This is a genomic window from Enterococcus sp. E4-223, assembly GCF_035727065.1.
Classification (GTDB): domain Bacteria; phylum Bacillota; class Bacilli; order Lactobacillales; family Enterococcaceae; genus Enterococcus_B; species Enterococcus_B faecium.
Map to the genome: position 1 here is coordinate 17002 of NZ_JAPMLH010000010.1, position 13952 is coordinate 30953.

Consider the following 13952-nt stretch of genomic DNA (forward strand, 5'->3'; position numbering starts at 1 on the left):
GACAAAGGGGTTGTGACAAAAGACGTGTCACAACCTCTTGTTCCGAATAAACGGTGTTCAAAAGCCAGTTTCTCGGTATTAAGCTAAATATATGTAAAAATGTGGAAAGCCATATTCACAAAATTTTTCTTACTACTCGAAACTAAGCGGCTATTTCACAACCTCTTGGTAAACGGTGTTCAATCAGCTGACCCTCGGTATTCGCTCACAAAACGACAAAATATGAGGAACTATTTTTCCGTTTGTTTCTCTAATAATCAGGTCAAGGTGCTGATTGCCCAACCTTTTTTTGTATAATGAGAAAGTATAAACTTAATGTTTGGAGGAGAAGATATGTTAGGGAAGGTTTTGGAAGAGTTATTTATTCGGATCTGGGTCGTTATAAAACTAACCTTGTATTTCTGGATATATACATTTGCCGGCGGGATCATCTTTGGATTAGGTGCGGCATGGAAAACAGTCAATGAACTATTTTATTTGTACGGATTCGAGTATAAAGAAATCACAATAAAAAGAGGCTGGAATATATATAAAAGAAATTTTTTAAGAGGCAATCTGCTATTTAGTTTATTTTTATCTGGTACTGCTTTATTGAGTTACAATTTATATTTATCTGTTCAAATCAAAGGGCTCATTTTTTTAGCTATTGATTTTATTTTACTTTTTGCCTTGCTCTGCCTATTTGCTACTTATCAATACAGTATGATTTTAGATAGTGAATATACGATCTCTGTTCCTAATCTGCTAAAGCTAAGTTTTATTTCGGTTTTTTCCAGCTTTTCGTCTTTTCTAAAAATAATTATTGGTAGCGGTATAATTTTAGGCGTGACTTGGCAATTCAAAGGATTGATCCTGTTTGGTGTCATTGGTCTTTTGACGGTTTGGAATGGTACGATGACAACACACTGGCGTGAAGAATTAGATAAACAGTTGGAAAGTTATGAATAAGTTTCGGATTCTATTTTCAAAAGGAACCTTACTAAATCGTCTGTTGCGGAAATACGCGGTTATCATGATCGGTGTAACGATGACTGCTACCGTTATTTTTAGTATCCATACTTGGGAACAAAATCAAAAACAGGCAGAAAACATGACAAGTGATGCCGTTCAAAGCACAAGCAGAATGCTGAATGATAAAACAACCTTGAGTAGGATCATCAAAAACCAGCTTGTAGGGAATTCCGAAAAGATCGAAAATGTGACGACCTACTTAACAAAACCCATAGATCAGTATCTGATGTATGTATACGAACAGCAAAACAGTACCGATGAATTAGTTTCTTTCCCAAATCAAATCAAAGATCTCTACGCAAATTATGAAGAACTAAGTGCGATATATATCGTGTTGAATCAACTACCGGAGTATTATGAATCTTCTAGAGAAAACAAAGGTGGGAAAATAAAAAAGGGGACACCAAAATTACTAGACGCTTTTTATATCAAGTTGCCTATCACACAAGGAGGAGCTGAGTCAGGAAGTATTTTTATTGGTTTTCAAAAGAAAGAACTAGATATGATTTTAGAAAATCTAACGTCATTCAATGGACTCTCTTTATACATGATTTCTGGAACGACAAATCGACTATACACATTCCATGATAATAAAATAGCTAAAGAAACGTTTGAAAGACAAGAAATGATCATCACAGAGAGTCTGAAGAAAAATTCACAATTGCCGATTGACGATCTGGAAAAAAACAATTTTGTTCAACACCAAGAACTGTCTGATGATTATCGTATATTAGCTGTACTAGATAAAAAAAGTGTAAAAATCGAAACGGGAAAAAATCTTGCCCCGCTGATCATTGGTATCATTATTTTAGACAATATACTGCTTATCTTTCTTTATAAAACATTCAAACGATATTCACAGCAAGTATCTATCGTCATGCAGGCCATGGATCAAACAGCAGCAGGGAATTTAGAGACGCGGATCGACATAACAAACACGGAATATGAACTGAAGGAACTTTCAATCGGTATCAACGAAATGTTGGATAGCATCAATCAGTTTGTAGAAGACATCTACAAATTAGAAATCAAACAGCAAGACGCACATATGCGGGCGCTTCAAGCACAGATCAATCCACACTTTTTATATAATACATTAGAATATATCCGAATGTATGCAATCAGCGAAGGAAGTGAAGAATTAGCAGATGTTGTGTATGCGTTTTCCGCTTTGCTTCGAAACAATACGAATCAAGAGAAAACGATCACTTTAAAAGAAGAACTGGACTTTTGCGAAAAATATGTCTATTTGTATCAAATGCGTTATCCTAATCGAGTAGCCTATCATTTTATGATCGATCCTGATTTGGAAAAGATCGAAGTACCTAAATTTGTGATCCAGCCATTAGTTGAAAATTATTTTAAACACGGTATTGATTTTACTCGATTCGATAATGCGCTAAGTGTCAAAGTCTTGCAGGAAGGCAAACGGGTAAGGATCATCATCAAAGATAATGGAAAAGGGATGACTGAAAAACGGCTAAAACAGATTGAAGAAAAACTGTCTCATCCTAAAGTGGAACTTCACGGTTCTATCGGTCTGCAAAACGTGAATGAACGTTTACGTGCCAGCTTCGGCAGCAGTTATTATATGTCGCTTGAGAATAATGAGACAGGTGGACTGACCGTTTCTATTACATTCAAGGAGGGATGAGCGTGTATCAAGTGTTATTGGTAGATGATGAATACATGATTTTGAATGGGTTAAAAAAGATAATTGATTGGCAAAGTTTAGGCTTTCAAATAGTAGCAACAGCAGAGAATGCCAAAGAAGGACTAGCTGTACTTGAACAGCGACAGATTGATTTAGTAGTAACGGATGTGACAATGCCAGAAATAAATGGACTGGAATTTATTGAAGCGGCTCAAAAAGAACGTCATAATTTTGAATTTATGATTTTATCAGGATACCAAGAATTCGATTATTTGAAAGGAGGTATGCAATTAGGCGCCGTGAATTATTTGATGAAACCCGTGAATAAGTTCGAATTGGTTGAAAGCCTCAAGAAAATCAAAACACGGTTAGATCAGCAAAATGAACAAAAAAATCAACAAGAAATCTATCAAGAACTGTTATTCAGTCAATGGTTGAATGAAGAATTGGATGAAATAAGTGAAGAAGAAATAATAGGACAAATAAGTGAGAAGCAGCATAGGATAGTATTGATTCAACTGGCAAGAACTCATGATACTCTTATCAATAGATGGTTGCAAGAACGGCAACAAATCTTTTACTATCAACGAAATTACGGAGACCGTGTATTGATCACGTTGTTGTTGGAGGCAGATGAAGTTGATGGCTTCTGTTATTTTGTTCAAGAAAACTTTCCTGATCAGGAATGGCTGATCAGTATCGGGGAAGAGACAGATTCTTTGGACAAAATCCCTGAAACATTCCAACAAGCGAAAGACAATCTACAGTTGCATCAATTTTATGGAGATAAAGACGAGCATGTTTTTTACGCAGTACAAGCAGAAACAAAAGATCAAACCATCGATTTTTCAAGTTTCAGACGCGTGCTGCAAAATAAACAATTGGAAGTCGCTCAAAAAATGATCACTGATTTTTTTGAACAGTTTCAGTTAGCAGCCATGATGCCGGAAGATATACGATATTCCAGTTTTTTACTGTTTATGGTGATTCAACGGGAATTAATTGATCTGGAAGATGAGGAATATTTACAAGGAATCGAAAAAATCCATCAGGCAAAAACGGTGCAAGAACTTCAGCAGCTACTTCTGTCATTCATCAAAAAGCATCAGAGACAGAAAAAGTACAGTGACAATGTGGAAAAAGTAATCGTAATCCTGCACCAGCATTACCAAGAACCACTTACACTCAAAGAAGTGTCAGAAAACCTGCATTTAAATGTCATGTATCTAGGACAGCTGTTCAAAAAAGAAACGAAAAAAAGTTTTTCAGCTTATTTGAACCATTTACGTATGGAAAAAGCGAAACAACTGCTTTTGCACAGTAATCAAAACATCAATGAGATAGCAAGTGAGATTGGCTACAACAACACCACGTATTTCTCTAAATTATTCAAGAAAATCGTCGGCAGATCCCCTAAAGAGTACCGAGAAAACAGTGGAGAATCATAAAAGAAAAAGCCAATGTAATGAAATAACTTATAAAAAATTGTCTAGAAATCTAATTTTTGGCTGTTCTTATTACTTGAGGCAAGGCAGCTTTTTCACGACCTCTCCACTAAACGGTGTTCAAAAGCTTGCATCTGCGGTAATAAGACCAACCAAACGAAAAATATGAGGAGCTATTTTTGCTTGGCTGTTCTTATTACTTGAGGCAAGGCAGCTTTTTCATGACCTCTCGATAAACGGAGTTCAAAAGCCAGTTTCTCGGTATTAAGCCAAATTTATGCAAAAATGTGGAAAGCCATTTTCACAAAATTTTTCTTAATACTCGAAACTAAACAGCTTTTTCACGACCTCTCCACTAAACGGTGTTCAATCAGCTGACCCTCGGTATTAGCTCAAAAAATGGCAAAATATGAGGAACTATTTTGCCATTTGTCTCTCTAATACTCAGGTCAGAACGCTGATTTCACAACCTCTCAATAAACGGTGTTCAAAAGCTTGCATCTGCGGTAATAAGACCAACCAAACGAAAAAAATGAGGATCTATTTTTGCTTGGCTGTTCTTATTACTTGATGCAGGACAGCTTTTTCACAACCTCTTGTTAATTATAGTTTGATAAGGAAAAAGGCAAATCTTTTGCTTGATATTTCTTAGGGTGAGGGATGATCCCTAATTGGTAAGAGATCGTGCCGCCTTTCAGCAAATCTTGATGGGTAAAATATAATTTCGTATATTCTTTGTCCATCCGTTTGATTTTATGGATAAATTGTTGCTGCGGCCGATTAGGCGTTGCTTCAATCGTCAATTCCTTTCCATTTGACAAAAGCAAAACAGCCTTGTCAATTAATGGCATACCGATAACATATTCACCGGTTCCAGGCGTGACAGGATAAAATCCCAGACTATTGAAGATATACCAAGCGGCCATACTTCCATTGTCCTCATCTCCAGGGTAACCCATTGGAGAATCGTCGAAGGTCTGAGTCATCAACTGTTTAAGCAGTGGCTGTGCCATTTCAGGTTGTCCTATATAACTGAACAAGTAAGGATAGTGAAAACTTGGCTGGTTTGAAATAGCTAATTGTCCAAATTCTATCGCGGCCATCTCACTCATTTCGTGGATCTCAAAACCATATCCTCCTGGGTCAAACGCTGGGGGCTGATTGCACAGCTCAATGAGTTTTTCTTTATATCTCTCACTGCCACCATATTTTCCGATCAGTCCTGAAAAATCGTGATAAACAGCAAAGCTGCTTTGCCAAGCACTTCCTTCTGCATAATCTTGTCCCCAACGATTAGCTGAAAATGGTTCTCTGAACTTGCCATCTTTATCTTTTGAACGCATAAATCCTGACTCATAGTCAAAGATATTTTGATAGTTCAATGATTGCTGCTGATATTTCTTCGCCATTTCCTCCTCTTCTAGTACCTTGGCAACTTGGCTAATACAAAAATCGCTATAAGCATAGTCTAATGTGTGATTGACTGATTCGTGGTAGTGATTAGGAACATAGCCATATGTCAAGTAATCTTCTGTTCCTTGTCGTCCATAATTTGGATGTTTGCTTTGAACCGTAGCACCTTTTTCCATTGCCGTTAGAAATTCAGGCATCAAGTCTCGTCGGATATCTTTTACAGCAGCATCTGCAATGACCGCATCGATCAATGTCCCAGGCATAAGTCCACGTTCATCAGGAGACAGCCATTTTGGCAAATAGCCACTTTCTCTATAGCTGTTCAAAAAACCTTCCAGCATTTCTTCGTATTTTTCTACAGCAATCAAAGAATAAAGAGGATAAACTGTTTTATACGTATCCCAAAACCCATTATTTGTATAGAGAACACCAGGTTTTATAGATCGACTAGTCGTATCATAGTGGATTTTTTGCCCACTAGGATCAATTTCATAAAATGTTTGTGGAAATAAAAACACCCGATATAAATTATGATAAAACGTCCGCAATTGTTGTTGATCATGGTGTGTGAGCTGTATACGATCAAAATAGGACTGCCATTGTTCTTGACTGTGAGCAAGGTAAGTCTCTTTGCTTTGGTTTTGTTCTAGTTCCAGGTTATAAGCTGCTTGTTCCGAGCTGATAAAAGATGTCCCAAATCGGATAGTTTGTTTTTTTGTCTGTTCAAAATACAACGGGATCGAGTCGCTATTTTTGTTGGAAACAGCTAACTCATCAATTGTTAAAGGATATTCAAATCTCAATATAAAATAAAAAGAAAAATCAGGATCTTCTGAACCAGCAAAATGTGTGATTTTTCCTTCCACTGTGTAAGGATCTATAACAAAGAGCTGATGGCGTCCCGGAAAGGATAAAAGTAAACCGCTGTCATTTTTGCTGTAATCAATAGATAAGATTCCGCCATACATGCTAGGTATCAATGTAGAACAGATGCCATAACGTAATTGACAGATCGACAGATGAGTCGGGCAAAATATACTTTCTTCTGGGCGGTAAGAACTTTGAGCATGGAAAAGGGTGTTCTCCTGTAGTTTTCCATTGATCGGCGTAAACAGCATATGACTGAAATCACCCATCCAAGGACTTGGTTGATGGGTAAGACGGTAGCCTTGAAAAACGCGGTCATCAGGATGAAACCACCAGCTGCCGTTTTGATCCGTAGTTTGCGGTGCAAAATAATTCATCCCAAAAGGAACGCCAGTATAAGGCTGGCAGTTCCCATTAGAGAAATTTGGCTGATTCGCTGTTGCATGTCTAGTATCTATTTGACCGATATTCATTTTATTTCTCCTTTGTTGATTGTCTTTTGATGAATGAAACTGGAAATTTACTATCGGATGGTCGATCTTTTGTCTCTAACCAAGTGACCAAAGCATCTCCCGCAAGCTTACCTAACTGTTCAAAATCTTGTGCGATGGTTGTCAGTGGCGGGTCAACAAGAGCTGCTGCTTGGATATCATCAAATCCGATAATTGAAAAATCTTCAGGGATATGATAACCATGCTGTCTCAAGAGATTCATGGTCTGGATAGCGACAACATCGTTTTCACAAACAAAAGCAGTTACTTCATACTTAGTGATATAAGAAAGCAATTCATCTAATGTCGCGCTTTTGTCATCCAGTGAAGTGTGGAAAGTCAAACCAGCTTTGTCCAATGCTTCAAGGTAACCAAGGTAACGCTGTCGAACGGATTGTGGATGAGTCTGCGTACCAAACAAATAAGCGATTTTTGAATGACCCTGTTCGATCAAATAAGAGGCAGCAAGCGCACCGCCTTGGAAATTATCGGAAAGAACGGTAGGAAAAGGTAACTCATAGATTTTTTTATCTAATATGACGACAGGGAATTCTTTCAATGAAAGCTCAAAAAGTAAGTCGAGATGTTGTTCTGTATCAAGAGCATAATAAATCAATCCGTCAAATTCATTGATTAGCTCTTTTGCTGTTTTATTTTGTAGAAAGTCAAGCGTCGTCATCATGACATCAATCTGTTTATCTTGCATCACAGGGTTCAATCCCTTGCTAAAATCACCAACAGACAAATCAGCGACATATGGAAGAAGAAACAGAATCCGTCGTGTTTTTGTAGGAGAAGCAAGCATCTGTTCCGGAGAAGCGGATTTAACGAAACTGCCTTTCCCGCGAACGCGATAAATAAGTCCTAATTGCTCTAATTCAGTCAATGCACGTTTGGAAGTGATTCTGCTTACTTTATAGGTACGTGAAAGTTCTTTTTCAGTTGGTAGTTGGCTGTCTACAGGTAATTCACCAGTTAAAATAGCCGTTTGCAAATCATTAAATATTGTCTGGTACAATGGTTGATTCATATAAACACCTCTTAATGATATATCATATTTAAATAATACCATAATGGATGAAAAAGTAAATAAAAAGATATTTTTTGAAAGCGTAGACATAATTGGTTGTATGAAGTATAATCTTTAAAGATATATCAAATAGAAAGAAGGTTTTGTTAGTGGTTTATAAAGATATACCAAAATCGGTGCAGAAATTTATGGAAGATATCACACAAAAATGTGGGGATATCCATGCGGACTGGGCAAAGAATTTTACAGCAGCATTTGCCAATACTCTGTTGACAACAGTCAAAAAGCAAAATGACGGAACCACCTTTTTATTGACGGGAGACATTCCAGCGATGTGGTTAAGAGACTCTACTGCACAAGTTCGTCCTTATTTAGTGATTGCAAAAGAAGATGAGGAATTAGCTGACATGATCAGCGGGTTAGTCAAAAAGCAATTTTTTTATATCAATATCGATCCATATGCGAATGCCTTCAACGAGGAAGCTAACGGTGCTGGCCACCAAACAGATCATACAAAAATAAACGATTGGATCTGGGAAAGAAAATATGAAATTGATTCTTTATGCTACCCAATACAGTTGGCCTATCTTCTTTACAAAAATACAGGAAAAACTGATCAATTCAATCAATCTTTTATTGAAGGTATCAAAAAAATCTTGGACGTGTTCAAAACAGAGCAAGACCATGAACACTCTCCTTATACATTTGTACGAGACACGACAAGAAAAGAAGATACGCTGATCAATGACGGGCGAGGTGCAAAAACAGCTTTTACAGGAATGACATGGTCTGGTTTCCGTCCTAGCGATGATGCTTGCCGTTATGGATATCTGGTACCATCCAATATGTTTGCGGTGGTCGTGTTAAGTTATGTGGAAGAAATTTTTCAAACGATACTCGATGATAAAGAAATTGTACAGCAAACACAGAAATTGAAGAAAGAGATCCAAGAGGGGATTCAGAATCACGGACGAACGGTTAATCAAAAAGGGCAAACGATTTATGCATATGAAGTAGATGGAATGGGAAACGCCACAGTCATGGATGACAGTAATGTGCCCAATCTGATCGCCGCACCTTACTTGGGATATTGTTCTGAACAAGAGGAAGATTATCTGCAAACAAGAAGAACATTGTTGAGTAAAGAAAATCCATATTTCTATGAAGGAAAGTACGCAAAAGGAATTGGATCCTCCCATACGCCAGAAAAATACGTTTGGCCGATTGCATTAGCTATGGAAGGAATGACAACGTCAGACAAATCTGAAAAAGAGCGGATATTGAATTTACTTGTAGCAACTGACGCAGGAACACACCTTATGCATGAAGGATTCGATGTGAACAATCCTGAAAATTATACGAGAGAATGGTTTTCTTGGGCAAATATGATGTTTTGCGAATTAGTCATGGATTACTTTGATATTAGAGTAGAAAAGTAGGAGGTATCGTAAATGAAAAAGAAAGTATATATCATTTCTCATAGCCACTGGGATCGTGAATGGTACATGGCTTACGAACAGCATCACATGCGGCTGATTGAATTGATAGACGATCTACTAGAGCTATTTGAAGTTGATCCGTCCTTCAACAGTTTTCATTTGGATGGGCAAACGATTATTTTAGATGACTATCTTCAAGTAAGGCCAGAAAAAAGACAGGCAATCCAACAAGCAATCAATGAAGGAAAATTGAGAATTGGACCATTTTATATCTTGCAAGATGATTTTCTTATCAGTTCGGAATCGAACGTGAGAAATATGCTGATTGGCATGGAAGAAAGCCGTAAATGGGGAACCCCTGTCATGTTAGGCTATTTTCCCGATACATTTGGAAATATGGGACAGACGCCTCAATTAATGAAACAAGCTGGTATTTCAGCAGCAGCGTTTGGCCGTGGTGTAAAACCAATTGGCTTTGATAATCAAGTTTTGGAAGCAGAAAACTATTCTTCCCAATACTCAGAAATGTGGTGGAAAGGACCTGATCAAACAGCAATCTTTGGTCTGCTATTTGCCAATTGGTATAGCAACGGGAATGAGATTCCAGTAGAAAAAGAAGCAGCTCTTGCCTTTTGGAAGCAAAAATTAGCGGATGCAGAACAATATGCCTCTACGAACCACTTATTGATGATGAATGGTGTTGATCATCAACCGGTACAAAAAGATATATCAAAAGCAATCCATCTCGCAAATGAACTGTTTCCAGATTACGAGTTTATTCATTCTAATTTTACTGACTATCTGGAAGCAGTTCAAAAAGATGTGCCAGAAGACTTAGGCTCAGTAGAAGGAGAATTGACAAGTCAAGAAACGGATGGCTGGTATACTTTAGCCAATACAGCATCTGCTCGGGTTTACTTAAAACAATGGAATACCAAGGTCCAGCGACAGCTAGAAAATATTACAGAACCACTTGCGACGATGGCTTATGAAGTGAGTGGAAACTATCCCCATGATCAATTAGATTATGCTTGGAAGACATTAATGCAAAATCATCCTCACGACAGTATTTGCGGTTGTTCAGTCGATTCTGTCCATCGGGAAATGATACCTCGTTTTGAAAAAGCAGATGAAGTTGGAAAGTATCTTGCACAAGATTCCTTAGAACAGCTGACCGCAGCAATCGATACGACCGGATTCCCAAAAGACAGCTTTCCATTTGTCATTGTAAATACTGCAGGAATGGATAAAACTGGTGAAGCAGAAATAACCATCGAATTAGAAAGAAAAAGATTCGCTGAAGGAATACCTGAACAACTATATCAAGAGTTAGAAAATTTGCCTAAACGTAAGTATCATGTAGAAACAAAAAGTGGGGCCACTATACCAGCTATTTTATCTGAAGAAACTGTCCAATTTGGTTATGATTTGCCGAAAGACCGTTTCCGTGTGCCATATATGGTAAAAATGATCAAAGTGACTTTACCATTAGAAAACATGCCAGCATTTTCTTGGGAAACATTCGCGCTTGTAGAAGGGGAAGCGAAAGCAGAAGAAAAGGAAACAATGATTCATCAGAGTGGACGAATCATCGAAAACGGCCCTCTACATTTGACGATTGAAAAAAATGGTACCATTACAATGGAAGATCGCAAAAACAAACGAAAGTTGAATAATCTGCATATTTTTGAAGATATCGGCGATATAGGAAATGAGTATATCTTTAAACAACCTTTCTATGATCAGCCAATCCTATCCAGTAACAAAGAAAACTCTGAAGTAAAAGTATTAGTAGATACACCGGAAATAGCAAAAATAAGTATTCTACAGGAAATGGAAATCCCTGTTTCTGCAGACGAGCGTTTAGAAAAAGAACAGCAGATGGTTGTGGAATTTCGTTATCGAAAAGCAGAACGATCCAAAGAAAAACGAATCCTTCAAATAAAAACAATCATGACAATCAGAAAGGATAGTAAAAAAATCGACTTTGAAACGACTCTCGACAATCAGATGAAAGATCATCGCTTACGTGTCTTGTTTCCTACAAAGTTACATGTGGAACATCACGAAGCAGATAGTATTTTTGAAGTGGTGAAGCGCCCAAACCATGTGTCTAAAAGTTGGGAAAACCCCACGAATCCGCAACATCAGCAAGCATTTGTCAATATTCATGATGAAGAGTACGGTGTAACAGTCGGAAACTTTGGTTTGAATGAATATGAAGTAACAGAAGACGGGCAAATCGCAGTGACGCTACTTCGCAGTGTGGGAGAACTAGGTGATTGGGGATATTTTCCAACACCAGAAGCACAGTGTTTAGGTGAGCATCGGTTCAATTACAGCATTGAACTACATGGACCAGAAGAAAAATTCTCTACTTATTTGCATGCATACGCAGCACAGATTCCTTTTTCCACTCAACAAATCAAACATCATGAAGGAACATTGATTTCAAAACAACAATATTTAACGATAAAAAGTGAAACGTTTGCAATTACAGCTTTGAAACGCAGCAAATTTAGTGATAAAGTAGTAGTAAGAGGTTTCAATATGTCTAGTCATTTAGAAAAATTGGAAATAACTAAAGACAATGGAAAAACTGTCATATTGAATCTGCTTGAAGAACCAACGAAGCAAGCGGTTGTCCCAATAATCCAACCTTATGAGATTCGGACAATCGGATTCGAGGAGGAAAACGAATGTATGGCGGAATAGAAGCAGGCGGAACAAAATTTGTGTGTGCGGTTTCAGATGGTGGAGAAATTTTAGAAAAATTAAGTATCCCTACCACAACACCAGAAGAAACATTGGATCAGGTATTTGAATTTTTTGATCGTTATGAATTGAAGGGAATCGGGATTGGCTCATTCGGCCCGATTGGTATCGACAAAACAAAAGATAATTACGGATACGTTTTGGCAACTCCCAAAAAAGGGTGGGCACAATTCGATTTTCTTGGCACAATCAAGGAACGCTACAATATTCCTGCTGCTTGGACAACGGATGTCAATGCTGCTGCATATGGGGAATTGAAGCAAGGAGCAGCACAAGGAAAAAATAGTTGTATTTACCTTACCGTGGGAACAGGAATCGGTGCAGGTGTCGTGATCAATGAAGAAATTTTTTCAGGGATCGCACATCCTGAAATGGGACATATTTGGGTGAAACGCCATCCAGATGACCATTATGAAGGTACTTGTCCTTATCATAAAGATTGTTTAGAAGGATTAGCAGCAGGACCGTCTATTGAGGCACGCACAGGGATCAAAGGGCAAGATCTGCCGCAAGATCATCCTGTTTGGGCTATTCAGGCTTATTATATTGCTCAAGCACTGATCAACTATACGTTGACGTTAGCACCTGAAAAGATTATTTTAGGCGGTGGGGTAATGAATCAGGATCATCTCCTTCAAAAAATCCGTCAGCAATTTGTTGAATTGATGGGTGGTTATATGGAAACACCTCAAGTAAGTGAATATATCGTTCGTTGGGGACTGCCGAATGAAAGTGGGATTATCGGTAGTTTGCTGTTAGCAGAACACGAACATCAAAAGTAAGCAGACAAATTACACAAAAAGAACAGAGTCTTATCATTATCTGCTGATAAGACTCTGTTCTTTTTTATTTCTATTCCCATAATCCAGGTAAAGCTTTACCGACTATTTTTTCTTGAGTAAATGGATGGATCATGTGCAGTTCTAATGCATGGAGCATCAGTCGTTCAGCAGTTCTATTTTGGTAGAGAGGGTCTCCAACGATCGGATGTCCCTTATGAGCTAAATGAACTCTGATCTGGTGTGTACGTCCGGTTTCCAAAACACAATAGACTTGTGTTTGTTCAGAAAGTACTTTGTTGACAGTGACATGTGTCAAGGCGCTCTGACCATTTTTATCATCTACGACCCTTTTTCTCCGATCATGGCGATCTCGTCCAATTTTATTGGTGATGGTCATATCTTTGGCAATTTCTCCCCATACGATGGCTTGATATCTCCGATAGATCATTTTTTGTTCCAACATTCTTCCAAGTATCGGCAAGACAAATGGATTTTTTGCAAATAAAACGGCACCGCTTGTTTCTTTGTCCAAGCGATGGACAACGTAAGGTCGTTGCTGTTTAGTGTCGAGATAAGCAGCTAAATGATTGAGCAAGGTACTGTTTTCTGTCGGTTCATTTGGATGAGTCTTCATTCCTGCAGGCTTATCCACTATAATCAAATGCTCGTCTTCATATAAAACGCGGATGTGCGCCGCATCTCCAAGCTGGACTTCTTGATAATTATAATCTGTTTCTTCGAATAACAATGTGACCTGGTCATTGCCCTTTACTTCATGATGGAACAAAGCAGGTTGTTGATTGATCCAAACGTTTTTACGTATACGCAAAAAGTGTCGAACCTTTCTAGGAACTAACCATTCCTTTTCAAGCAAGTCGCGAATTGTTGTTTCAGGATGGTTCATAGGTAAAGTGATCGTGATTTTCACAAGTGTACTCCTTTCAGTGCAATTGCAGACTAATTGTACCATTTTTAAAACATATTTAAGAAAAAACTTACATTTTTCTGTTCATTCTTATGTTACTCTACTTGCACTAACGTAAAA

General features: G+C 37.9%; 9 protein-coding genes. 6 read left to right on the forward strand and 3 right to left on the reverse strand.

Annotation, left to right across the window (positions count from 1 at the left end; genetic code table 11):
- The first annotated feature begins 333 nt into the window (after positions 1 to 333).
- Genes OS139_RS12565 through OS139_RS12575 form a run of 3 tightly spaced genes read left to right on the forward strand, consistent with a single transcriptional unit; the run spans position 334 to position 4113 of the window.
- On the forward strand, positions 334 to 948 hold the full coding sequence (locus tag OS139_RS12565) for a DUF624 domain-containing protein (RefSeq protein WP_002297732.1): 615 nt from the start codon (positions 334 to 336) through the stop codon (positions 946 to 948).
- Positions 941 to 2665, forward strand: a complete 1725-nt coding sequence (locus tag OS139_RS12570) for a sensor histidine kinase (protein ID WP_010730514.1) — start codon at positions 941 to 943, stop codon at positions 2663 to 2665. Before OS139_RS12565 ends, OS139_RS12570 begins: the two co-directional genes overlap by 8 nt.
- A complete protein-coding gene (locus tag OS139_RS12575) occupies positions 2662 to 4113 on the forward strand; it encodes a response regulator transcription factor (protein ID WP_016628234.1) in 1452 nt (483 codons plus the stop codon). The genes OS139_RS12570 and OS139_RS12575 overlap by 4 nt, the downstream gene beginning before the upstream one ends.
- 596 nt (positions 4114 to 4709) lie before the next feature.
- Here OS139_RS12575 and OS139_RS12580 read toward each other — a convergent pair.
- Together OS139_RS12580 and OS139_RS12585 are read right to left on the reverse strand one after the other, a co-directional pair.
- Entirely contained in the window at positions 4710 to 6863 is a 2154-nt protein-coding gene (locus tag OS139_RS12580; RefSeq protein WP_002332376.1) for a GH92 family glycosyl hydrolase, read from the reverse strand.
- A gap of 1 nt (position 6864) precedes the next feature.
- Positions 6865 to 7911, reverse strand: coding sequence for a GntR family transcriptional regulator (locus tag OS139_RS12585; protein ID WP_002297736.1), 1047 nt, complete (start codon positions 7909 to 7911; stop codon positions 6865 to 6867).
- A 149-nt stretch (positions 7912 to 8060) separates the two neighbouring features.
- Between OS139_RS12585 and OS139_RS12590 the strand changes: the two genes are divergently transcribed.
- Genes OS139_RS12590 through OS139_RS12600 form a run of 3 tightly spaced genes read left to right on the forward strand, consistent with a single transcriptional unit; the run spans position 8061 to position 12907 of the window.
- Positions 8061 to 9350, forward strand: a complete 1290-nt coding sequence (locus OS139_RS12590) for a glycoside hydrolase family 125 protein (protein WP_002332377.1) — start codon at positions 8061 to 8063, stop codon at positions 9348 to 9350.
- 12 nt (positions 9351 to 9362) lie between these two features.
- Positions 9363 to 12065, forward strand: coding sequence for an alpha-mannosidase (locus OS139_RS12595; protein ID WP_002332378.1), 2703 nt, complete (start codon positions 9363 to 9365; stop codon positions 12063 to 12065).
- Positions 12050 to 12907, forward strand: coding sequence for an ROK family protein (locus tag OS139_RS12600; RefSeq protein WP_002285988.1), 858 nt, complete (start codon positions 12050 to 12052; stop codon positions 12905 to 12907). The genes OS139_RS12595 and OS139_RS12600 overlap by 16 nt, the downstream gene beginning before the upstream one ends.
- 70 nt (positions 12908 to 12977) lie before the next feature.
- Here the strand turns inward: OS139_RS12600 and OS139_RS12605 are convergent, their stop codons facing one another.
- Entirely contained in the window at positions 12978 to 13835 is an 858-nt protein-coding gene (locus OS139_RS12605; RefSeq protein ID WP_002332379.1) for an RluA family pseudouridine synthase, read from the reverse strand.
- Between the last annotated feature and the right edge of the window lie 117 nt (positions 13836 to 13952).

What these genes read in the sequence shown, in the direction of transcription:
- OS139_RS12565 (WP_002297732.1), top strand. Translation starts at nt 334, where the DNA reads ATGTTAGGGAAGGTTTTGGAAGAGTTATTTATTCGGATCTGGGTCGTT.
- OS139_RS12570 (WP_010730514.1), top strand. Translation starts at nt 941, where the DNA reads ATGAATAAGTTTCGGATTCTATTTTCAAAAGGAACCTTACTAAATCGT.
- OS139_RS12575 (WP_016628234.1), top strand. Translation starts at nt 2,662, where the DNA reads ATGAGCGTGTATCAAGTGTTATTGGTAGATGATGAATACATGATTTTG.
- OS139_RS12580 (WP_002332376.1), bottom strand. Translation starts at nt 6,863, where the DNA reads ATGAATATCGGTCAAATAGATACTAGACATGCAACAGCGAATCAGCCA.
- OS139_RS12585 (WP_002297736.1), bottom strand. Translation starts at nt 7,911, where the DNA reads ATGAATCAACCATTGTACCAGACAATATTTAATGATTTGCAAACGGCT.
- OS139_RS12595 (WP_002332378.1), top strand. Translation starts at nt 9,363, where the DNA reads ATGAAAAAGAAAGTATATATCATTTCTCATAGCCACTGGGATCGTGAA.
- OS139_RS12600 (WP_002285988.1), top strand. Translation starts at nt 12,050, where the DNA reads ATGTATGGCGGAATAGAAGCAGGCGGAACAAAATTTGTGTGTGCGGTT.